A 20,216-nucleotide genomic window follows, 5' to 3' on the forward strand; every position below is an offset into this window, starting at 1 on the left:
GACGCCATGTGGACCCTGGAACCGGGCGCAGAGCTGATCGTCAGCGGCGCCGCGTGGCGGATCCAGTCCTGTCTGCCTCACCTGGGTCGGGTTACGCTCGTCGATGACGATGGCGAGTCGTGGCAGACCTCGGTGAGCGAACTGATCCATCGTACGGACTGCCGCCCTTCCACTCGGACCCGCACAGATCTGCCGGCCGCTGACCGGGGTCGCCAGCCGAAGTCGATGGACGACCTGGAACCGGCGCAGCGCACCATCGTCCTGCTCCGGCTGGAGCACCTGCGCGAGGTCGAAACCGGCTATCGGAGCGGCGACCCGCTTGCCGCGCTGCCTCACGAACCGCGCCAGCAGTACGACCCGGACACCACGACGCTTACCCAGCGTCGGCTCGCAAAGGTGCAGGAACTGCGCCGCGCCGCCGCTGAAGCACCCGCACAGGCGAAGGCCAACGGCCTGTACCGGGTGAGTCTTCGCACTCTGGTGCGCTGGGGTACCGGACAAAGTAGGTACGGTCCTGTGGGCGTGGCGGATGACCGGTGGTTGAGGGAGGCGACCGGCCACAAGATCTCGTCCGAACTGCGCGAGGCCCTGTACGCGGTGTACGCCGAGGCGCAGCACCGCTCGAGACTGACCATGCGGGAGAAAGAACGCCTCATTCACCAGTACATGCGCGAGGTCTTCGGCGCTGCGGACGTCAATTTCGCTGACGCTAAGCATGAGGAGATCCCCGGATACGACACCCTGCGGGCCATCTGGAGGGAGTGGTTCGGCTCAAACGGGGCTCGGCAGAGATATGCACGATCGGCGGCGAAAGCGAAGGGGTACGCGACGGGTCGGCACGTCGTCGTGCACCGGCCCGGACAGGTGGTGGCACTGGACACCACAGTGTTGCCTGTCAAAGTCCTGGAAAACGTGTTCGGCGATCCAGTGTCGGTGTTCTTGACGCTGGCGTTGGACGTTTACACACGCTCGATCGTTGCGTTCCGGCTCAGTCTCGTCTCCGACACCTCGATGGATGTGGCAATGGTGCTGCGGGACATGATGATGCCGCTGCCGATGCGTCCGGACTGGGGCGAGGACATGGAGTGGGCCTACCCCGGTGTGCCCGGCACGGTGGTCGCGGACTTCGCCGGGCACGAGGTGGCCGGGCTTCCGTTCTTCGCCCCCGAGACCGTGACCACCGACCACGGAGCCGTCTACCGCAACCATCATCTGGTTGAAGTGCAGCGGGTCATCAAGGCCAACATCAAGCCCAGTCGCGTACTGCGTCCCACCGACAAGTGGTCCGTGGAGCGGACGTTCGGCGCCATCCAGTCACTGGTGTTCGGCATCCTGCCCGGCTTCCAGGGCGTGGATACCGCTGACCGCGGCGTAGACCCAGAGGCCGACGCCTGCCTGACGGTGGCGGAGCTGGAACATCTCGTCGCCACGTGGATTGTGAAGGTCTGGCAGAACCGGCGCTTCGACTCGTACGCGCCGAGCTGGGACCCAGGCGGCGCTCACAGTCCCAATAGCCTGTTCGCCGCGGCAATGGCGCAGGGGGGCTTCGCGCTGCGGATCCCGCCTGCCGAGCTGTACTACCAGTTGCTGCCGCGGCACAAAGTCATGATCCACGGCAAACGCGGCGTGAAGATCAAGAACCTGTGGTACGACGGCGACGCCCTGGATCCCTACCGCGGTGAGCTCTCGCATCGCGGTGGGCGGCACAAGAACAGATACGTGATCCACCGCGACCCGCGCGATCCGTGCTTCGTGTTCTTCCAGGACCCCCGCACCCATGAATGGCACACACTGCGCTGGACAGGGCTGCCCGACGAGGGCAAGGTGCCGGCTTTCAGCGACGCCCGCGTACGCGAGGCCATGCGGGAGCTACGCCGACGGGGCCTCGCGCCCAAGGCAGACACCGAACTGCTACCCGTACTACTGGAGTTGATCGGGAAGAATGTCCCGGTCGACCAATGGCCGACGCAGTTGTCGAAGAAGGAGCGCACCGAGCACGCACGTGAGATGGCTCAGGCGGCCGCAGCGGCAGCCGACCGCCCCACAGACGCCACAGCCAAGAAGAAGGCGATGCCTTCACACGTCATCGCCGCTCCGACAGATCGAGTCGGCACCGACGACGGCAAGGTAGTCCACCTGCGCTGGAAAGAGCGTGCTCAGCAGGGCGAGGACGCGGTGACCCGCGAACGCCGACGCCGCCGGGAGGCCGCCGTGATCGAGCAGCCGGCTCCGCCTCAGGACCTGTCCGAACGGCTGCGTGCCTCAAGTTTCATGACCCTGTCTGATGACGACTTCGACGATGAGGAACCTGACCAGCCGACCGCCAGGACAGAGGAAGAGGCCAGCCAGTGAGCCCCAAAGGCACCGATCCTTCCTTCCTGCCCGGGCCGCCGGTGGATCGCACCACCTGGGAAGGCTGGCAGCGCTGGTGCCAGACCCGCAAGGACTTCGTTCCCGCTCCCGTACTCACAGGAGAAGAGTTTGCTCGCAAGTCACGACGGCAGAAGCGCCTCTACAACCTGTACCGGATCGCCACGCACAGCAGCCTGCCGATCGAGGCCACCCCGATGAGCGAGAGCGTCGCCAACGCGGTACTGGCAAGAGTGGAGGAAGGCGCCTTCAGCCACAAGGCCGGCACTCGCGGCGGAATCATGGTCAATGGGGACGGCGCCCAGGGCAAGACGGAAACAGTGTGCGAGGCGATGGCGCTCTTCATGGAGGAATGGCTGGACTTGCACAACTACATGAACCCGGATGCGATGCCCGGCACTCGCGATCTGGTCGCTCCGGTCGCCTACGTACGCTGCCCGGTGAAAGCCACGCCTATCGCCACCTGCCAGCGCATCCTCGACTTCTACGGCGAGGATTACAAGGGTATGCGGCTCGAAGACCTGATCCGCACCGTCAAAACCGCGATCATCGAGCACGCCACGAAGGCGCTAGTGATCGACGACATCACCCGCCTCAAGCTCCACCGAGAAGCCGATCAGGACGTCCTTGACTTGATCCGCGAGATGATGAGCATGCCGGTCACGCTGGTCCTCGTTGGCGTCGGCATCCCCACTTCCGGGCTGTTGCGGGAGGGCAGACGTGATCCGAAGACGGGTGAGTGGATCTATCCGCCGGTGAAGGATCGCGGCCGCAGCCCCAACGACCACGCCGCCAGTCAGCACGAGCGCCGCTTCCAGGTAGTAGATCTTGGTCCCTTCCGGTACGGCACAGCAAAGGAGATGGAGGCCTGGATCACCCATCTGCGCGGGCTGGAGGGCCACATGCGGCTCCTGTCGGATACCAACGGCATGCTCACTGACGGCGACATGCCGGAGTACCTGTTCCGCCGCACCGGAGGCATCGTGGGAGTTCTGGAGAAGCTCATCCAGCGCGGACTACGTCTCGCTATCGAGGACGGCAGCGAGCGGCTGACGAAGGGCCTCCTCAACCAGTTCACCGTCACCCCCGGTGACATGCCCGACCTCGACGCCGCCTCTGGCGAACAGCCCGCTATCCCGCCACACAAAGCATCGGCGAAGAAAAGGCCCAGGCGCCGCAACACCGTGTTCGACGACGTCGGTCCGGAGGCCGCCGGGTCGGCAGGGTGAACGGGATAGAACGCCGGTGGTTAGCCCGCAGCCTGGCCCCGTTGCCTGAAGAATCGCTGCCCGGATTCCTGCTCCGACTCGCCTGCCGACTGGAACGGTCCCCTGCTCGCATCGGCGAGTTGTGCGGGCTCAGCACCATGCACCGCCGCCTGCCCGCCGGCTACCTGCTCACGTTGCCACCCCATGCCGTCGGCGCCCTCGCTGGAGCCGCCCGGCTCTCCTCTGCCGAAGCACAAGGGCTCACCCTCGCTGGGTCGGGGCTTGCCTCGACGTACTCGCCGCTCCGCACGACCCGCCTGGATCAGAGCCGTAACCATGCCGCCGCGAGACGGCGCTGGGCGGTCGATCTGTCCAGCCGCTTCTGCCCCCAATGCCTGGCCGGCGACGGAAGCCCTGTGCAAGATGCCCTTGGTGGTGCCTGGAAGCTCCGATGGCACCTTCCCGTAGTGTTCGCCTGCACCAAGCACTCGACGCTGTTGTCCAGCACCTGCCCACAGTGCGGCAACCTGGCCAACCGTCCCCCAAGAACGGAACGCCCCGGCCTGCTTATGCAGCGGGCTGCGGTCGGGCTCCATCCAGCGCAATGTCGTCAGCCGCTGGGCGGCCCGCGCTCGGCTCCGACCGAGAGCCACCACTGTTGCGGAGGCCGACTCGATCAGTCCGCAAGCAAAAAACCGCTGCTGACCTCCGGGGACTTAGACCGCGTTCTCGCTGCACAACTCCACATCGAACGAGAGCTGTTCACCGCACCTGCCCAGGGCGCAGAGAATGATCCGTACTTCTTCCTCGATCTGATCGCTGTCGCTCAGCTGATCAAATGCAGCTGGCCATCAGGTGTGTCCCTGGTCGGATCAGCACGATTCTGCGAACTGATCGACAGTCATGCCATCGCGATCACGCGGCAACCGGAGCAGGCACGCGGGCGCGATTACCCGCTGTCCAACCCGTGGCCCGCTCCGGACGATGCCGCACAATGCGCCGCCCTCCTCGTCACGGCCGTCGAGACTCTTAGTCTTCGGCACGAAGGTGATGCAGAGTTCCGGGATCGCGTGCACCCGCTGGCACGCGCCGCCTTCGAGCGGCTGACACCGAACCAGGCCGCAAGCTTCCGTCGTATGGATTTCTCACCTGCTCTCGCCCGTGCACTGGCTCGCAAGTTCAACGGATTTCACCGCGCAGGCGGCCACCCCGGCTCGAACCTGCGTACACCATCACGGGAATGCCTCTTTGCTATCGAGCATGTCCCTGCGCTACTGCCCACAGCGTGGTGGGACCTTCACTCCACCGCGCTCCGGGGACGCATGGCGTCCCCGACCAACTGGAACATCCGTCATCTACGCCGAGCGGCTGCACTGAAGCTTGCCGAGATGGCGGCAGGTGGCACGTGGTCCGAGTGCGCTGAAGCTCTTGGTATCCCCTGGGCGACAGCACAACAGAGCCTCAGAGTCCTCAAGCGAATACTGGAACCAACGCAATCACGGCCAGAGTTCGACCGTTTGGTTGAACTAATCGCCCGCAACCTGGACTCAGATCCGCAACGCATCGACTACGCGAACCGACGTCGCTCTTTGCTCCCTTGGAGCCTGTCCAAAGAAGCATGGAGCGAGGTGTCACATGGGCTCAAGACGTTGGGTGGCGCGCGGACCTCGCCGAGCCCGGCAGCCGCGACGGCACTAGTTTGGGCTCAAGTCACTCAAGGCGATTATTTGCACAGTCCCGTTCTCCGTGACCTCCGGTCCTCCGGTCGCGACACCCAGCACGTGGTCGCCAGCGTGAACCAAATCCTCCGAGCTGCCTGCCACCGTAAAGGAGAGAAAGCCCTGCTGCTCGATCGGCTGGGGTGTTACGCGAGTCGTTTGGCACACGTGTGCGATCAGACGCGCGGCAGCCGGCCCATGACGGACGAATTCACTACTGAACAACATCTGCCAGTCCGAGAGAACGAACGTGCCAGATGGCGACGCGAGGTCCGCTAACCGCAGATTCATCTACCTGCGACAACGGCGGAATCCGCTCGCGCTTCTGCCCAGGACAACCCCCCTAGGTCGAGTCGGCGGCGTGCCCGGGTCACGGCGACGTATGCGAGGCGTGCGTCGGTGTCCTTAACGGGCTCCGGGATTGGGCGGCCGGTGGCATCGCACTGATCAGTGTCCTTGGGCGGTGGAAAGTCGTCACCAATACGGACAGTCTGCCATTCCCGGCCCTTGGCCTTGTGGGCTGTGGACACAATGACGTCAGCCCGGTCCTCGCCAGTGAGCTCGTTGACCGCGGTGAGGATGGCGTCCGGACCATGCGTGTCGACGAGGTCGACAAAGGGCTGGAGGTCTCCGCCTGCGGGGTCATACGCCGCGTAATCCTGCACGTCTCCCCACGACGCGAAGAGGACGAGTTCCGAATGGCTGGTGCGGCGGCCGTCTTGGAGGTCACGAGCCGCCAGAGCAAGGGCCGCAAGCGTGTGGCCACCGCGGGCCAGCGCGACCCGGTGGCCCTCGGAAAGGAGACGCATGACCTCGGCCATGGCACCGATGTTGGTGCGGCACAACACCGCGTCCGGGTGGGTGACCTCACCGACCTCCGTAGGGATGGATTCACTGCCGGTGAGACGGATTGGTGCCTCGGCAAGTTCGAGCCAGTGGTTGGCATGCTCGGCAAGGCGTGGGCCGAAGCGGAAAGAGCAGGTCAGCGTGAGGGCAGTGGCGTCGAAATCGGTCATCACGTCGCGTGCGCCGCGCCAGCCGTAGATGGCCTGGGCAGAATCTCCGACCATGACGAGCTGGGCGTGATCTCGCTGGGCGTTGAAGACCTGCTCAAGCACGGGGTTGGTGTCTTGTGCCTCGTCGAGGAAAAGGAAATCCGCGTCGATCTTGGGCTCAGTCAGTGCCCACATCTTGAGGTAGTGATCGTGTTCGAAGCGGACCACGCCCTGATCGGGGGCCTGTAGATCGGACCAGGCCCTGGTCGCGAACGGCATCACGACTTCTGTCAGCTCGGCGTGTTCGGCGTTCGCCGACAGCCGGCGAAGGCGGGGCACGTGGTGGCGGGCCAGGGCTCGATCTGAGGAGTGGCAGAAGCGTGTCACGGTTCGTAGCACTGTGTGGGAGAGCGTTTTGTGGCTGATCTCGTGATCACCGATGCGGATGGGCCGGGTGATCCCGAGGGCCTGGCCCGCCTTCCAGGCCGGCTGGCGCGGGCCATTGAGCCGACTCCCGTAGCGATACCCGAGGGCCGCATACGCAGTCGCATGGGCCGTCTTGCACGTCACCGTTCGGGGAAAACGTGTGGCGGCGTCGTGAGCGATGTCTTTGTTGAAAGCCAGGTAGCGCCCGCGGCGTTGTGTACCGGTGGCGAGCATCGCGAGGGTGGTCGTCTTCCCGGTACCGGCTCCCGCTTGCAGGACGAGGTGGTGTCCCGCCCGGAAGGTGTCGGCGGCTCGGACTTGTTCGTCGGTCGGGGTAGGCACAAGGGCTCCTCAGGAAGAGGCGGAGCATGACGGAGCGCTCAAACGGGCCGTTGTGACGGCTGGGGAAGGTCCTCGAGTTCATCAGCTCCCACGGTGCGGTGCGCGGTCAGCCGGGGTGCGTTGCTGCCATAGCCGGCAGCCCCCCGGCGTCGGACGAGCGTCGGGAGCCGGGTGCGGATGTGCTCGTGATGGAGGAGCGGGTCGAAGGACTCCCATTCGGCTAGCGCCACATCGGCGGCCGTCGGAATGGCGGCGTGCTCAGGGCAGCGTTGAGCCCGCCAGCGAAGTTGCTCTGCATAGGACAGGCCGGTGAGTGAGTAGACGGCCATGGACTCGCCAGGCAGGGGAAGTTGGCCGTGCGTTGTGGTGGAGGGCAGGAGAGTCCAGACGCCTGCCTGCGTGTCAGGGGTGAGGAGTGGGCTGGTGCAGCGGTGACGTTGGCGGGTCTGGGCAACGCACTGGATTTCGTCCACGGGGTGATTGGCGAGGTAGCGGAGATACAGGAGCTGCACGACGGGACGGGCCGGACGGCAGGTAGTGCTTGCTGACGCTTCGGTGTCCGGCAAGGCGGGAGGGGGAACGAATGCGCCACTGTCGATCAGGCGACGGGTGTTGACCGCCAGAGCGCGATGCAGCCCTGTCAGTTCCGGCGCGGCCGGATTGGTGTCGCGAGCCGGACACACCATGGCGTGCGGCAGGCGGCACCAGCCGCTGCCGTCCCCTGCCGGATGTGCGACGCCGCCGCTGACGTGCCAATGGCACGATGGCGGCACTTTCTCAGCAGGCAGCTCGTGAGGATGCAGGCGGACGGGCCGTTCGTTGGTGCTGTGGTACCACTCGATTCGGTTGCCGCAATCCCGGCAGCGGTCACCCTGACCGCATCGCAGCAGACGGCTTGCGCTGTCGCTGCTCAGGCGCAGGGAACGCCTCCTACGGACATGGAAGAGGCTGCCGTCCCAATGGCGTGAAGGAAGGGGTGTTGAGCGCATGCGGGCGAACCTGCCAGGCAACACGCCGTCCAGCCGGCGTCACACCGCTCATGTCCCCCGGACTGCCGCATCTGGTGACACTGACTTTCGAGTGCCCGAACACGGGTTCGTAGCCAGTCACCGATCCGAGCGGATGGCAACCGCCGCGCTCTCAATCCCGTCACCCGTCGGCGCGCTTGGGGGGCTGATGCCCATTGCACAGGGCAGCGAAGAATTCGTCGAGAGGGGTGTTCAAGGCATGCGCAAGGGCATGCCAGGACTTCAGAGTCCCAATCGTGCGGCCCTGCTCGATCTCGATGAGCGTGCGCCGGGCGAGTCCGCTGCGGGCAGCAAGCTCGTCATAGCTCCATCCGCGGACCGCCCGGAGGCGCGCGAGCTCCAGGCGCAGGGCCTCGAAGTCCGGATCGGGCGGGAAGATCGTCACCTGACCATCCGACGGGGCAGACCACTGCCCTGTCAGTGCAGACCTCTGCCCTATTTTCTGCCGGTGAGGATGCGAGCGAGAGGGCAGAGGTCTGCACTACCGTGTGCGGCCGTCGCTCTCGCATGAGAGGACGACAGCGCGGGATCGATTGGGAGGAGCGCGCGTTCCATGAGACTCCGTACAACACGTTCAGCGACGCAGCGTGCCTGGACAGTGGAACTGCGGCCCGGTTCAGGCGGGCCGCAGCTTGTTTGTCAGCAGTGCGGCCACGGGGGCATGGTGCTCGTGGCCGCCTCCGCGCGCTCAGCGGCGCTCGAGCATCTGGTGGGACATGCCCGGCGTGACGCTCTGCCGTCATACATGCGGATCTGCCAGTGCCGTGAGCGAGGCTGCCGCTGGCACCCACGCCACCGTGGCTGTGCAGGACCCGTCCGTCTACTTCTCACCCGCGAGCGGGGCGGCCGCCTCTGGCGGCTTGCGGATGCATGTACGGCATGCGCGTCGGTAACGGACCAGGCCGCCGTGGTGCCTGAAAGCGTCCCGCGTGTGACCATGACGTCTTCTGGCAGCAGCGTCGCGCGGCGTCGCAACCGGCGGCCCAAGGGTCCGGCCCGGCTGCTCGCCGTGCAGTGTGCCCTACGCATGGACTCAGAGGCGAAAGTCCGGCTGGCGGCCGGCGTGATGCGCAGTCTTCGTCTGGGCCGTGACCCGCTTCCGTGGAGTGAGTTGGAGCAGTCACGTTGGCTCCGCAGAACGCTTACTGCTACCGGGGCAGCCGACGGCGTGGTGACCGCCCAGCTCCTCGACGGCGTGTTGTTTGCTCAGAGTCCCGCGCGTCCGGACCGCAGGAGCGCCGCTGACTGGGCTCTGCGCATGGCGAGCGGTGGATGTATGGCCGCCGGCGACCTGTCTCTGCGGCTTACCGCTCTCTGCCTTGCGGCGCACACAGATGCCTCCGCTGGTCGAGGATGTGCCGAGTTGGAGCGGATCGCGCGTGAGTGCGGACTCGTTACCGCGGAGCTCATCGCTGTGCTCGATCGGTTGGCCACATGTCTCATCGGCTGGCACGTTGTCTCCAGCTCGGGAGATCTGCACTGGGAACTGCTGCCGGAGGCATCGGTATCAGCGGACAAGCGGTCGATGTGGCACCAGGGTGAAACCGGAGAGCAAAGGAAAAACAGCCATTTCACGCTCGACGGCATCGACCTACCGCTGGAATAGCAGTCACCCCGGTCCGAGCAGGCGTCATAGGGGCGGCGCCAGCAATCCCTCGCGGAGCTCTTCTCACGACGGCGGCACGGGTACTTCTCGCGCCGCGGTGCGAGCTCCGTCAGCTCGCACTCCCCTCCGCCGTGCGGCGGGCAAGCGCCTCGGCGTCGGCAAAGCCGTGGGAGAACGGTATCCGCCAGGTGTGTACCGCGCGCCGCTGTGCCCGGCGCAACTCGGCGGCGTGGAAGGCGAAGCGCAGGATCGCGTCGGACGGTTCGTCAACGTTGACGGCTGCCGCCACATCGGCGGCAGGGCGTTGCGGACCGAGGGGACTTCGCCTCGGCTGCCAGCAGATTCTCCGTCTCACCCGCCCGTACCAGGACGACAGGATGCTTCGAACGAGCTGCGGTGGCCATGGCAATCGTCCTGAACACGGATCCGCCCAGGCCACTTAGGCCTTGGCTGCCAGTGACGAGAAGGTTGGCACTCTCGTGCTCGGCGAGCTATAAGGCTTCCCCTCGCGAGTCGGCGGCACGTTGGGCGGGGCCGCGCTCCGTAGCCGGTGGCCGCCTATCGGTCGGCCGTGGTGATGCAGCGGCCGGTGAGGGTGGTGGGGCGGATCGACACCCACATCTCGCGTTCAGCGCCCGCCCATGGCGTGGTGTGTGCGCGACGGGCGAGTGCCCTCATGGCGTCGGGTTCGTGACCACGCTGGCGGGGCTCGCGGCGAGCACGCTTCAGCTCTGGCTCCGGGCCTCGTCCAGGTGGTTGTCCTCGAAGGCGACGTCCGTTATCTGGTAACCACACGATTGGCCACGCACCAGACATGACGACAAACTTGTCCACTGGTGACGGCTACCGTGCCCGGTCAGCAACGCCGAGCACCCGTCGGGTCTCGGCGGCGATCTGCTGTATCTCGCCGGTTGCGACCACGAGGACCGGGACACTTCTCACCGCCTGATCGATGCGGCGGAGGCCTTCACCCATCAAATCCTCCAGTTCGGGGACGAGTAGCCCGCCTCGTACACCGAGAACAGTCAGGGCCGAGCAGATCTCCTCGCGAACCTCGGGTTGGTCCTCGCCGATCTCGCCGGTGAAGACCAGCGCGTCCAGCCGGTCCAGCGAGGCGGCCATCGAGGCGATGCCCCTGCGGCAGCTGAGTGTGAACGTCGCCAGCGCCAACGCGGCCGCGGCATCACCCTCCGCGCGGGCGCGCACCAGGTCCCGGGTGTCTCCTGAGGTACCTGAGAGGCCGAGCAGACCGGAATGCCGGTGGAGTGTGTCATCCAATTCGTCCGTGCTCAGACCGTGCCGCCGCTGCAGCCACAGCAGCGCGCCGGGGTCGAGGCTGCCGCTGCGCCGGCTCATCACCAGGCCTTCCAGCGGAGTGAGGCCCATGGTGGTGTCCACGCTGTGTCCGTTCCGGACGGCGCAGGCCGAGCAGCCGCCGCCCATGTGCACGAGCACGACCTGGAGGTTGTCGACGGGTCGGCCCAATGCCTGCGCCGTCCTTTGCAGTGCCCACGAGTAGGAAAGCCCGTGGAAGCCGTACCGGCGCAGCCCGTATCCGGCTCGCCATCGCTCCGGCACGGCGTACGTGCGCGCCTGTGCCGGCAGATCCTTGTGAAAGACAGTGTCGAAGCAGGCGACATGAGGAACGTCGGGCAGGAGTTCTCGTGCGGCATCGACCACATGCAGGGCAGGGGCCACGTGCAGCGGCGCGAGATCGGCGACGTCCGCCAGCAGAGCCCGTACGGGTGTGTCGATCAGCGTATGTCCAGTCAGGTGCGGACCGCTGTGGACGATGCGGTGACCAACCGCCGCAGGAGCGGGCACCTCGCTGAGGAAGCTCCGCAGTTCCGCCGCCGCAGCAGGCCCCGGAGGCTCCGAGGCATCTCGATCCGCCACCCGTTCACCGTCCGCCGCGAACAGAGCGATGTGGAGGCTCGAAGAGCCGGCATCGAGGACCAGTACGTGACCATCACGGCTCTCGTGGGAGCGGTCAGCTCTCATCACACACCTCCAGTGCACCTGCGTCCCCCGGCACGGTGCGCCCGCCACGGAGTGCGCTCTGCCCTCATGGTCGGCCTGAGTCAGGAAGACGCCGATGTCCCAGCCGCCGTCCTCCAGGCGGTGCCGACGTTCCGGCCACGTCGTCACCTTCCCCAGCCACGGCCGCCCGCACCCGTTGCTCCTCGCGAGCTGAGCTGACGTCCCGTTCCAGGGGTGTGCGGCTCACTGCTGCCGCGAGGTCCTCCAGGGCCCGCTTCTGCAGCTCTGCCCCGCGCCGTAGCACCGTGCTCCGGTCCCCGGCGGCGCCCTCCCACGCGTGGAGCGCCTCCTCCACGCGCCCCCAGTCCGGATTCCTGTGCTCACGCACATCGACTGCCGCCCGCGCGGTGTCTGCCTCCAAGGCCTCGGCGAACCGCTCCGCTTCGGGGGTGAAACGACTGTCGGCCCGCGGGACATGGCTCTCCATGAGCATCGCCGCCCGATCAAGTCCCATGAGCGCCTCCTGCGCCTCTTCCGCCTCGCGCGACGTCATACCTCTCGGGCCGACCGGTTCCTGTCTTGCCTGGTCGTAGGCCGCCTGCCAGGCGGCACGTGCCTCCCTGCTCGCCAGCAAGGCCCCGCGCATGTCGGCGCGATGCTCCCGGGTCGGTTCGGCGTAGCTGCGGAGCACTGCGGCCGCATAGCGGCCGTTCGCGGCGAGCCAGTCCGCCAGCCGGCCCGGCAGCCGAGGGGTCTCCCATGCGGGGAACACCACGTACGCCAGCATCGCCAGGGCCCCGCCGAGCAGGGTGAGCACCACCCGCTCCGGGACCGTCTGCTCCCATGCCTGGCCGCCCATGCCGAGCAGGAAGACGACGTACGCGGCAGTGAAGCACTGGGAGTAGGCGTAGCCGGTACGGAGCAGCGTGTACGACAGGGCCGCCGAGACCACCGCCAGTGCGCCGAACACAGGGGCGTCCGGGCCCAGGGCCTGCACCATCCCGGTGGCAAGCGCGACACCCGCCAGGGTCCCGGCGAGACGGCCCACCGCACGCGCGTACGTCCGGTGGAAGTCCGGCCGCATCACCATCACCGAGGCGATGGGCGCCCAGTAGCCGTGCTCCAGGGGCAGCCGGGAAGCGATCAGATAGCCGAGCGTGGCCACTGCCGCCAGGCGGACGGCGTGCCGGAACACGGGCGAGTCCCGGCGGAGCTCCCGGCGGACCGCCCGGACGACGACCGGGAGCAGCCGGAACATGGTCGGTCGCACCAAGAACTGGGCGCTCGCGGGCCCGGGCGGCACAGGCGCCTTGTCGCGCGCCCCGCCGCTTCCGGCGATCTCCAACGCCTCGGCGAGCAATTCCACCAGCCGTTCGGCGGCCTGCCGGGCGGGCCCCTCCAGCACCTCGCCCTCCTCGGCGCCGCGCAGGACCTCCCCACTCGCGGGCGGCACCTCGGCGGGAGTGCCGCGGCGGATCGAACGGGCGACCGCGTCCAAGACGTCGGCGGCAGCGCCGAGCAACTCCCGTGCGCGGTCCCGCCCAGGGCCCTCCACCGGGGCGCCGACGTCCGGGTCGGCGAGCGCGGCGACGACCGGCAGGATGCGCTCGGCGAGCCCCCGCGGGCCGTGGAGGACGGGGGGCCGGGTGCGGGCCTGTGATGGCGTAACGGCGGCCGCGTCCCGGGCCGTCATCAGCGGTTCCGGGTCGAACGGCGCGGTCGGGTCGTACCGCAGCCGGCGGGCGTAGTCAGCCACGGCGGCCAGAGCTTCGGCCAGCGCGTCACGATGCGCCCCCCAGCGGCGAATCGGGAACAGCAAGATCAGTACGGCCTGCGCCACGCCTCCGAGCGCGATGACCCCGGCGTGTGCCAGGGCCCGCCCGACGCTGGTGGGCAGGGTGATGGTCACCAGCATGCTGCCGACCGTCGTCGCTGCGACGATCCCAGCGGTCGATCCGAGGGCCCACGCCATCCCCGCGGCGAAGGCCCATACGGCCAGCAGCGGGAGGAACGTCACGAGTCGCCCGGCCGCCAGGTAGCCCACGAAGGTGCTGAGCGCCAGACCCGCGCCCGCGCCGAGCGCGATCACCTTGCGCGGACGCCAGGTGCGCTGGAAGGTGGCGGCACCCGCGGAGTAGGCACCGAGGGCGGCGGACGCGGCGTACGCAGGCGAGACCAGCCACAGCGCCGGCCCGATGACGATCGCCACTCCGGCAGCCGTACGCAGCGCGAGCAGGGGCTCCAGCCGCGCCTCCTCGATCGTGAGCCCGGATCGCACGACCTCTGCGAAAGTCCGCAGCCACTTCACGGTGTGAGCCCGGTCGGAACGCGTTGCCGGGTCGCGACGGGCTGGTCACGCTGCGGCCGCCGGGCGAGGCAGCCTCCCGCAGGGCCCGAGAATCGAGCATCGGTGAATACGCGGCGGTTCAGCATGCGGCCTCACCAGTCCCAGGGTTTCCTCGCACCCATGTCCGGCGCAGTTTTCGCCTCCGGGCTGGCCGGCGTACGGAGCCGCAGTCCGTCCTGTCGGGCGAACTCCGGTGACCTCCGCTGGTTCAGCCCCTGCCGGAATCAGGGTGACTGCCACCCGTCACCCGGACTGGTCCGGGAGGACAGACGAGCGGCGGCCCCTGGGTTCTCATCGCTTGCTGCCGTTCCCGTGTCCGTTCGGATGCAGGACCACCTTGGTCCAGCCCTCGTCACGGGCGTCGAAGTGCTCATAGGCGGTGGGGGCGTCGTCCAGGCTGAGTTCGTGCGAGACAACGAAGCTCGGCTTCGCCTTCCCACCGGCGATCAGGTCCCGCAGCGCCCGGTTGTACTTCTTCACCGGCGCCTGGCCGGTCCCCATGCGCTGGCCCTTGAACCACATCATGCCGAAGTCCATCGGCACCTTGCCCTGTGCCTCCAGCTCGCCCTGGGCCTCTTCGCCGCCGGGATCCTGGGGCAGGAAAACGCCCACCACGCCGATGTCGCCCGTGAACCTCACCGAGTCGATCAGGCTGTTGAGCGTGAGGCTGGCGTCCTCGTCTCCCTCGTGGTCGTGGGCCTGGTAGCCGACGCATTCACAGCCGTTGTCGGCGCCCAGACCGAGGGTGGCTTCCTTGACGACCTCCGCCGGGTCCTGCTCGGCGGTGTTGATCGGGATGGCCCCGATCTCCTCCGCCTTGCGCAGCCGGTCGGGCTGGTGATCGGCCACCCAGACGCGGCCGGCGCCCTTGAGCACTGCGGAGTAGGCCGCCATCAGCCCGACGGGACCGGCCCCGAAGACGATCGTCTGGTCGCCTGGCTTGACGTTGGCCATCTCGGTGGCGTGATAGCCGGTGGGGAAGATGTCGGCGAGCATCACGTAGTCGGTCTGTCGCTCGGCGGCGTCCTCGCCCAGGCGCAGCGCGTTGAAATCTCCGTAGGGCACGCGCAGCAGTTCCGCCTGGCCGCCCTGGTAGGGGCCCATGTCGGCGAACCCGTAGGCCGCTCCGGCGAGGGCCGGTTCCGGCTGCATGGTCAGGCAGTAGTTGGTCAGCCCCCGCTCGCACTGCTTGCAGAAGCCGCAGGCGATGTTGAAGGGCAGTACCACGTACTCGCCGACCTGGACCTTGCGGACGGCCGAGCCGACTTCCACCACCTGGCCCATGTTCTCGTGTCCCAGCGTGCGGCCGGACTCGAACGAGGTGCGGCCCTCGTACATGTGCAGGTCAGAACCGCAGATGTTGGTGGTGGTGATCTTGACGATGATGTCGCAGGGGTGCTCGATCTTCGCGTCCGGTATGTCCTTCACCGCGACCGTACGCGGGCCTTCGTATACCGCTGCTTTCATGATTGCGATCCCTTGATGTCGCGGCATGACCGCACCATGGCGGTGATGGAGACGGCGCGAAGAGCCTCACTCCCGGGAGTTGAACGCGTGGGGGTTGGTGGGACGCGGTCCGTGGCTCCGGCATGCCTCTGCGGGTCGTTCACCCGGATCAGGTGCAACGGCGCCGCCGGCGGCTTGCGACGCGGAGCGCCGGCGTCCCGGCGGCGTGCCGTCCGGGTCCCCGACGGCCTCGACGCGAAACGAGCAGGCGGTTACCGATCAGCGAAATCTTCCCTTCCGGACGGCCACCGACCACCGCCGTATCCGGCGCGGGCCCCGGCTAGTCGTTGTCGCCGGCCTGGAGCCTGTGGCGACGTTCCTGTTCGCGCTTGGAGTAGGCGGCTGCCCGGATCGCATCGTCGCTCTCCAAGCCTGATCCCAGAGCGCCACCCACGGTGGCGACCGAAGCGACGAACCAGGACAGCGTCAAGTACTCCCCAGCGTGCAGTGGAGTTCGTGTCACGGCGGTGAAAGCTTGGCCGTTGAGGATGAACAGCGCCCACACCAAGTTGATGACCATCAACCCCACGTAGCAGACGAGCACGCCGATACCCACGGTCACGACCGTCGAGGCGTTGTACAGCCGCGCTCTCTGCCTCGCCTCCGGCGAGCTCTCTGTTGCTCGATGCCACAGCTCGGCGTCGATGATCAGCCAGCCGATCATGATCGCGACGGATCCGACCGTGGCGATCACGAGGCGTGGGGTGCTGAGGGACGCGGCCAGGGTCCAGACGGTGGAGTTCACGGTGGCGACTGCTCCCGTGGCGAGTGCGGCCGCCAGGGCTTTCGACAAGCCCGGCACCAACCGCCACGGCCGGTTGGCGCGGACCATACCGGCGAGGACCCGCAGGTAACCGCGCGGCCCGCTCACGACGTACCGAAGATCGTCGGTCTCCTTCTCATCGGTCCGGCCCGGATGAAAAGGGGCGAGACGATTGACGGAGGGCCCCGGAAGCGGCTGACTTCGCGAAGTTCCTTCAGCGCCATCGGGCTGCTGACTCGCCATGCCGAGCACCGCTTCTTCGACGGCTCGCCGGGCCCTCGTCTGCAGCCGCAGGCCCCCCAACGAAGGAAGAGAGAGAAGTGCCAAGCCGTGTTCGTGATTCAGATGCACAGCGAGCTTGCGCCCGTGGGAGTGCAGCGGAAGGTCGGTGAGGGCCACGACGATGTCCCAATCCTCCGCACTCCCGCGGTCCTTGATCCTGCGCATCAAGGCGGGCGGGTCCTCCGTCCCCGAGGTGAAGGGCTCACTGACCACCTCGACGTCGAACCGTCGTTCGTGGCCCGATTTGTCGGTGAGCCGGCCAGGAAGTGTCCGGGCCATGCGCTGCGCGATCTCCGTCGGCGCGTCCGGATCCGCCAGGAGAGCCACGACCGTAACGCCCTGAGACGACAGTTGCATGACCGGACCCTCCTCGTCGGCTGCCCCGCCGGTCCCGAGTGCCCGCGGACGCCGCCGCGGTAACGTCCACGCCACGTTCACACGCCGGCCTCCGCCGGCAAGTGCATGCGGTCACACGGCCTGCTCCCACCATCGGTCCACAAGCGCGTCCGCCACCACGAGGACCCGCTCCGGCATCATCCCGGCACGCACCGCACGCCGCGCCACCGGCCACCCCGCTCCGATGGCCGCCCGGGAGCTGGAGTCCGCAAAGCCCTACTAACGGGAATTCCACAACGCCTGCGAGACACAGCGCTACGTCCTCCCCGGCGTCGCGACGGCTGGTGGGCGCGAAGGGCCGTGTCAACCGGTCCGGGCTGCTGCTCACCGGCCTCTTCCGAGCGCTCTCCGGTCCCACCGTCGGTCCGCACGCCAAGCCAACGCCCCAGCAGTCGGACGCATGGGCCTGGCAGGGCAAAACAGGGAGGCTAATTGGGCCCGACATACGCATGCGTTCGCGCGCTCCCGTCGGCCAGGCTGGCTGGGAAGCCCAGGGGCCGGGAGCCAGCCGGCTCCCGCAGCCGGAGGTTGCCGTCATGACCGTGATGTCCATCGCCAGATTCGAGAGGTTCTTTCGCGCGGCCGCAGGGCTGAACGTCGACAAGAACGATCTCAAGCGCTACAGCGACTTCGTCGACGCCAAGCTCTACGATCTGCTGACCGTCGCCCAGGCCACTGCCAAGGCCAACGGGCGCGACATCATCCGGACCTGTGACCTACCGATCACGAAAGGCCTGCAGGAGAGCATTCACCACTTCCGGAAGATCGACCAGGATGTAGAACTCAAGCCGATCCTGGAACAGCTCGCCACCCATCCCGCTCTGGACCGCACGCCCGATGAGGAGACCGAGGCTGCCTACCCTGACATCATCGGCGGACTCAGCCTGGCCCTTGCTCAGAGCTTCAAGATCCTCCACCCCGACCTGAAAAACCCCCAGACCCAGCACTGGGACGAGGCTCGAGCCGTCTTCGACCTCCTGCTCTGAACGGCGACTGGAACAGGCGGTGCAGCCACGGCCGAACAGTGTCAGCGTGTTCTGCTTCCTCGGCTGCCACAACGACGTGCTCCAGCGCGAGAGTCGGCGCAGCCGTGACGCCGGAAGACGGCCGCCGTCAGCCTGCCCGGCGCTTGAACTGCATTCATGACCTCCTCCACCGAGGTCACGGCAGGAGCGCGGCAAACGATTTCGGCACCCGGGATTTGAGGTGCTGCCATTCGCCGGCGCTCACACGGCGCTCCAGAGTTTATGGTGCGCACCAGTTTCTCGTCGCCACCTTCGACCGCGTAGGGGAATTCGCTCCGGACCCGTGCGAAGAACTCCTCGTTGCTCATCTTTACGGGCGTGTCGGCAGGCCTCCAGCCGTCGTAGTAGACGCCTCTGACGAGCGTCGGCAGTTGAGCTCCGAATGTACGGCCGTCTCGACCGGGAGACGATCCCGAAGCGGGTGCAGCACGGCCCGCAGTGCCGCGTACGACTGCTTACGCCGTTCTTTGGGCCACTCGAAAGCCTCCTCGACGTCTCTGAGGAGCCGATTGGCCTTGTCCACCATGGTGTCGAACGAGGAGAAACCTGTATCGACCATTTTCGTGGGCCTTTCGTTCCGGGCGCCTCACGGGCTCAGTCCGCGAGGTCGGCCTTGCCGAACAGGACCGCGTAACTGGAGGGGAGTTGGCTGATGATCTGATTCAGTTCTCCGCCGGTGACAGCGTCGGCAACGGTGGTCAGGACCGCGCTGCCGTCCCACTGCGCCGTACGCGGCCGGGCACCCGTGCGCTCGGCGATCCGGCGGTAGAACTCTTCGATCCCGAAGCTCTGCGCCTGCTGCGGCGTGGCATGGTCCAGAACCTCTCTCAGCGGGCCGGGCAGTTGGGATGCGAGGTCCTTGACCTCTCCCGGACTGATCCGTTGGGCCAGCACCTCCAGCACGGCATTGGTGACGTTCGCGGCTTCGCTCTGGTCCTTGTATTCGCCTCGCTCGCGTACATGGGCGAGGAATCCGTCGTATTTCATCGCTGCCTCCTTCTGCGCCGGTCACCGCCGGTCATGGGGGTTACCGCTGGTCGTGGGGGTCGCCCGGTGCGCTGTAGGGTCGGCCGCGCCCGCCCGTCGGCGCATAGCTGCCCGTTGGCAAGGCTCCTGGCCCTGGACTCCCGCTCGGACTTACGCAGTGCACGGCGGAAGCGTCCGGGACCCCAGGAACGGCCGCCCAGGGCCTGTTCGGGTCGGTCGCCGCTCGTCGGGCCGGACTCTTGAAGCGCGTCGGTGATGTGTTCGACCTCGCCGTCGAGGTGTTGCTCGGCCATGACGGACGTACGGCTTGCCGTGCCCGCGGTGCCGGCCATCCCCGGCGAGTACAGGGTGCTGCCCGGTCCGGCGCCCGGGCGGTAGCGGCGGGCTCCTGCGCGCTCCCGCTCCTGACGGCGGGCGGTGCGGTCGGCGATCCGCAGGTCCCGTGCGCGGCCTGCCGGACGCGGGGCGGAGGCGGTCTCGTGCGTCCCGTAGCGATCGGCACGGCCGTGAGCGGAATTCGGCGGCTGCGCGCCTGGCGTCTGCGACGCCGAAGGATGCCGCTGGCGAGCAACTCGCCGCGGATCCGTCCTCGTGAGGGGTTGCGAGAAGGGACATCCTTCATGGGTCACCCCGGGCGTCAAGCCTCATGGCCCGGCCGCGGTTCCGGACGGGTCTTCGGAACCGCGGCGTTCGCGTGTCAGCCGCTGCTCCCGGTGCTTTCACTCGTCTCTCTGATCTCGACGTGCCGGGGCTTTGCGACTTCGGCCTTGGGGACGGTGATGGCGAGCACCCCGTCCGACATCTGCGCATTGATCTTTTCGGTGTCGACCTCTCCGGGCAGCCGCAGCCGGTACTCGAAGGCTCCGGTGCGGCGAGTGCTCCGTCGCAGGACGCCTTTGCGTTCCTTCTCCTTGATCTCTCCGGTGACGACCAGCTCCTGGCCGTTCGCTTCGACGTCGATGTCCTTGCTCTTGACGCCGGGGAGTTCGATCTCTATGTGGAAGGCGTCGTCGGACTCCGTGACATCCGCCAGAGGCGTCCACGCGACTGTGGGCGCCGCGCCTCCCACCGTGGATTCGATCAGTCCGCTCATCTCGCTGAGCAGTTGGTCGAACTCCGTCAGCGGATTGCGTGCCCAGCCAACGGGCCTGTCCTGCATTGCGCCACCGCGGTGGCGCCTGACGGGCGTGGTCATTCCCCTCGCCTCCTTCTCCTTCTCCTTGTCGTGTCTCGTCGC

15 protein-coding genes and 2 pseudogenes are annotated in these 20,216 nt (G+C 67.4%); 5 read left to right on the forward strand and 12 right to left on the reverse strand.

Annotated elements, in window-relative coordinates:
• Nucleotides 1-6: 6 nt before the first annotated feature.
• From ACIRS4_RS01505 to ACIRS4_RS01515, 3 genes are read left to right on the forward strand one after another with little or no spacing between them, the layout of a single operon-like run.
• Nucleotides 7-2,352 carry a transposase gene (locus ACIRS4_RS01505; protein ID WP_404189739.1) on the forward strand — a complete coding sequence of 782 codons (2,346 nt, stop codon included), beginning with the start codon at nucleotides 7-9 and terminating at the stop codon, nucleotides 2,350-2,352.
• Nucleotides 2,349-3,599 (forward strand): AAA family ATPase, encoded by a 1,251-nt coding sequence (locus ACIRS4_RS01510; protein ID WP_404188329.1) that lies wholly within the window; start codon nucleotides 2,349-2,351, stop codon nucleotides 3,597-3,599. Before ACIRS4_RS01505 ends, ACIRS4_RS01510 begins: the two co-directional genes overlap by 4 nt.
• 41 nt (nucleotides 3,600-3,640) lie before the next feature.
• Nucleotides 3,641-5,575: a TniQ family protein gene (locus ACIRS4_RS01515; RefSeq protein WP_404188331.1), complete on the forward strand. Its 1,935-nt coding sequence runs from the start codon at nucleotides 3,641-3,643 to the stop codon at nucleotides 5,573-5,575.
• An 8-nt stretch (nucleotides 5,576-5,583) separates the two neighbouring features.
• Here ACIRS4_RS01515 and ACIRS4_RS01520 read toward each other — a convergent pair whose 3' ends face one another.
• From ACIRS4_RS01520 to ACIRS4_RS01530, 3 genes are all read right to left on the reverse strand, one after another.
• Entirely contained in the window at nucleotides 5,584-7,059 is a 1,476-nt protein-coding gene (locus tag ACIRS4_RS01520) for a UvrD-helicase domain-containing protein (RefSeq protein WP_404188333.1), read from the reverse strand.
• Nucleotides 7,060-7,097: 38 nt separating this feature from the next.
• Nucleotides 7,098-8,048 (reverse strand): DUF6083 domain-containing protein, encoded by a 951-nt coding sequence (locus tag ACIRS4_RS01525; protein ID WP_404188336.1) that lies wholly within the window; start codon nucleotides 8,046-8,048, stop codon nucleotides 7,098-7,100.
• A 160-nt stretch (nucleotides 8,049-8,208) separates the two neighbouring features.
• The gene (locus tag ACIRS4_RS01530) at nucleotides 8,209-8,472 is read right to left on the reverse strand and encodes a helix-turn-helix transcriptional regulator (RefSeq protein ID WP_404188338.1); all 264 of its coding nucleotides are present in this window, start codon (nucleotides 8,470-8,472) and stop codon (nucleotides 8,209-8,211) included.
• A 546-nt stretch (nucleotides 8,473-9,018) separates the two neighbouring features.
• Here ACIRS4_RS01530 and ACIRS4_RS01535 point away from each other — a divergent pair.
• On the forward strand, nucleotides 9,019-9,693 hold the full coding sequence (locus ACIRS4_RS01535; RefSeq protein ID WP_404188340.1) for a hypothetical protein: 675 nt from the start codon (nucleotides 9,019-9,021) through the stop codon (nucleotides 9,691-9,693).
• A 109-nt stretch (nucleotides 9,694-9,802) separates the two neighbouring features.
• Here the strand turns inward: ACIRS4_RS01535 and ACIRS4_RS01540 are convergent, their stop codons facing one another.
• From ACIRS4_RS01540 to ACIRS4_RS01565, 6 genes and pseudogenes are all read right to left on the reverse strand, one after another.
• Entirely contained in the window at nucleotides 9,803-9,982 is a 180-nt protein-coding gene (locus ACIRS4_RS01540; protein WP_404188343.1) for a hypothetical protein, read from the reverse strand.
• A pseudogene (locus ACIRS4_RS01545) lies at nucleotides 9,960-10,169 on the reverse strand (hypothetical protein); the annotation flags it as partial. The gene ACIRS4_RS01540 and the pseudogene ACIRS4_RS01545, both read right to left, overlap by 23 nt.
• 367 nt (nucleotides 10,170-10,536) lie before the next feature.
• A complete protein-coding gene (locus ACIRS4_RS01550; RefSeq protein WP_404188345.1) occupies nucleotides 10,537-11,694 on the reverse strand; it encodes an acetate/propionate family kinase in 1,158 nt (385 codons plus the stop codon).
• A 64-nt stretch (nucleotides 11,695-11,758) separates the two neighbouring features.
• Nucleotides 11,759-13,981 carry an FUSC family protein gene (locus ACIRS4_RS01555; RefSeq protein ID WP_404188348.1) on the reverse strand — a complete coding sequence of 741 codons (2,223 nt, stop codon included), beginning with the start codon at nucleotides 13,979-13,981 and terminating at the stop codon, nucleotides 11,759-11,761.
• A gap of 330 nt (nucleotides 13,982-14,311) precedes the next feature.
• Nucleotides 14,312-15,487: a glutathione-independent formaldehyde dehydrogenase gene (locus ACIRS4_RS01560; protein ID WP_404188351.1), complete on the reverse strand. Its 1,176-nt coding sequence runs from the start codon at nucleotides 15,485-15,487 to the stop codon at nucleotides 14,312-14,314.
• A 319-nt stretch (nucleotides 15,488-15,806) separates the two neighbouring features.
• Nucleotides 15,807-16,928, reverse strand: a complete 1,122-nt coding sequence (locus ACIRS4_RS01565) for a hypothetical protein (protein WP_404188354.1) — start codon at nucleotides 16,926-16,928, stop codon at nucleotides 15,807-15,809.
• Between the two features lie 575 nt (nucleotides 16,929-17,503).
• On the opposite strand from ACIRS4_RS01565, the gene ACIRS4_RS01570 reads away from it, so the two are divergent.
• Nucleotides 17,504-17,953: a DUF1931 family protein gene (locus ACIRS4_RS01570; RefSeq protein WP_404188356.1), complete on the forward strand. Its 450-nt coding sequence runs from the start codon at nucleotides 17,504-17,506 to the stop codon at nucleotides 17,951-17,953.
• 41 nt (nucleotides 17,954-17,994) lie between these two features.
• Here the strand turns inward: ACIRS4_RS01570 and ACIRS4_RS01575 are convergent.
• The 3 genes and pseudogenes from ACIRS4_RS01575 to ACIRS4_RS01585 form a co-directional block, all read right to left on the reverse strand.
• Nucleotides 17,995-18,551: pseudogene (locus ACIRS4_RS01575) on the reverse strand (DUF2267 domain-containing protein).
• Between the two features lie 35 nt (nucleotides 18,552-18,586).
• Entirely contained in the window at nucleotides 18,587-18,979 is a 393-nt protein-coding gene (locus ACIRS4_RS01580) for a DUF2267 domain-containing protein (RefSeq protein WP_404188359.1), read from the reverse strand.
• A gap of 697 nt (nucleotides 18,980-19,676) precedes the next feature.
• Entirely contained in the window at nucleotides 19,677-20,174 is a 498-nt protein-coding gene (locus ACIRS4_RS01585) for an Hsp20/alpha crystallin family protein (RefSeq protein WP_404188361.1), read from the reverse strand.
• Nucleotides 20,175-20,216 lie beyond the last annotated feature (42 nt).

The sequence above is a fragment of the Streptomyces sp. NPDC101166 genome, from assembly GCF_044768125.1.
In the GTDB taxonomy this organism is placed as follows: Bacteria; Actinomycetota; Actinomycetes; order Streptomycetales; family Streptomycetaceae; genus Streptomyces.

What these genes read in the sequence shown, in the direction of transcription:
- ACIRS4_RS01505 (WP_404189739.1), top strand. Translation starts at nt 7, where the DNA reads ATGTGGACCCTGGAACCGGGCGCAGAGCTGATCGTCAGCGGCGCCGCG.
- ACIRS4_RS01525 (WP_404188336.1), bottom strand. Translation starts at nt 8,048, where the DNA reads ATGCGCTCAACACCCCTTCCTTCACGCCATTGGGACGGCAGCCTCTTC.
- ACIRS4_RS01550 (WP_404188345.1), bottom strand. Translation starts at nt 11,694, where the DNA reads ATGAGAGCTGACCGCTCCCACGAGAGCCGTGATGGTCACGTACTGGTC.
- ACIRS4_RS01560 (WP_404188351.1), bottom strand. Translation starts at nt 15,487, where the DNA reads ATGAAAGCAGCGGTATACGAAGGCCCGCGTACGGTCGCGGTGAAGGAC.
- ACIRS4_RS01565 (WP_404188354.1), bottom strand. Translation starts at nt 16,928, where the DNA reads ATGCAACTGTCGTCTCAGGGCGTTACGGTCGTGGCTCTCCTGGCGGAT.
- ACIRS4_RS01570 (WP_404188356.1), top strand. Translation starts at nt 17,504, where the DNA reads ATGACCGTGATGTCCATCGCCAGATTCGAGAGGTTCTTTCGCGCGGCC.
- ACIRS4_RS01580 (WP_404188359.1), bottom strand. Translation starts at nt 18,979, where the DNA reads ATGAAATACGACGGATTCCTCGCCCATGTACGCGAGCGAGGCGAATAC.
- ACIRS4_RS01585 (WP_404188361.1), bottom strand. Translation starts at nt 20,174, where the DNA reads ATGACCACGCCCGTCAGGCGCCACCGCGGTGGCGCAATGCAGGACAGG.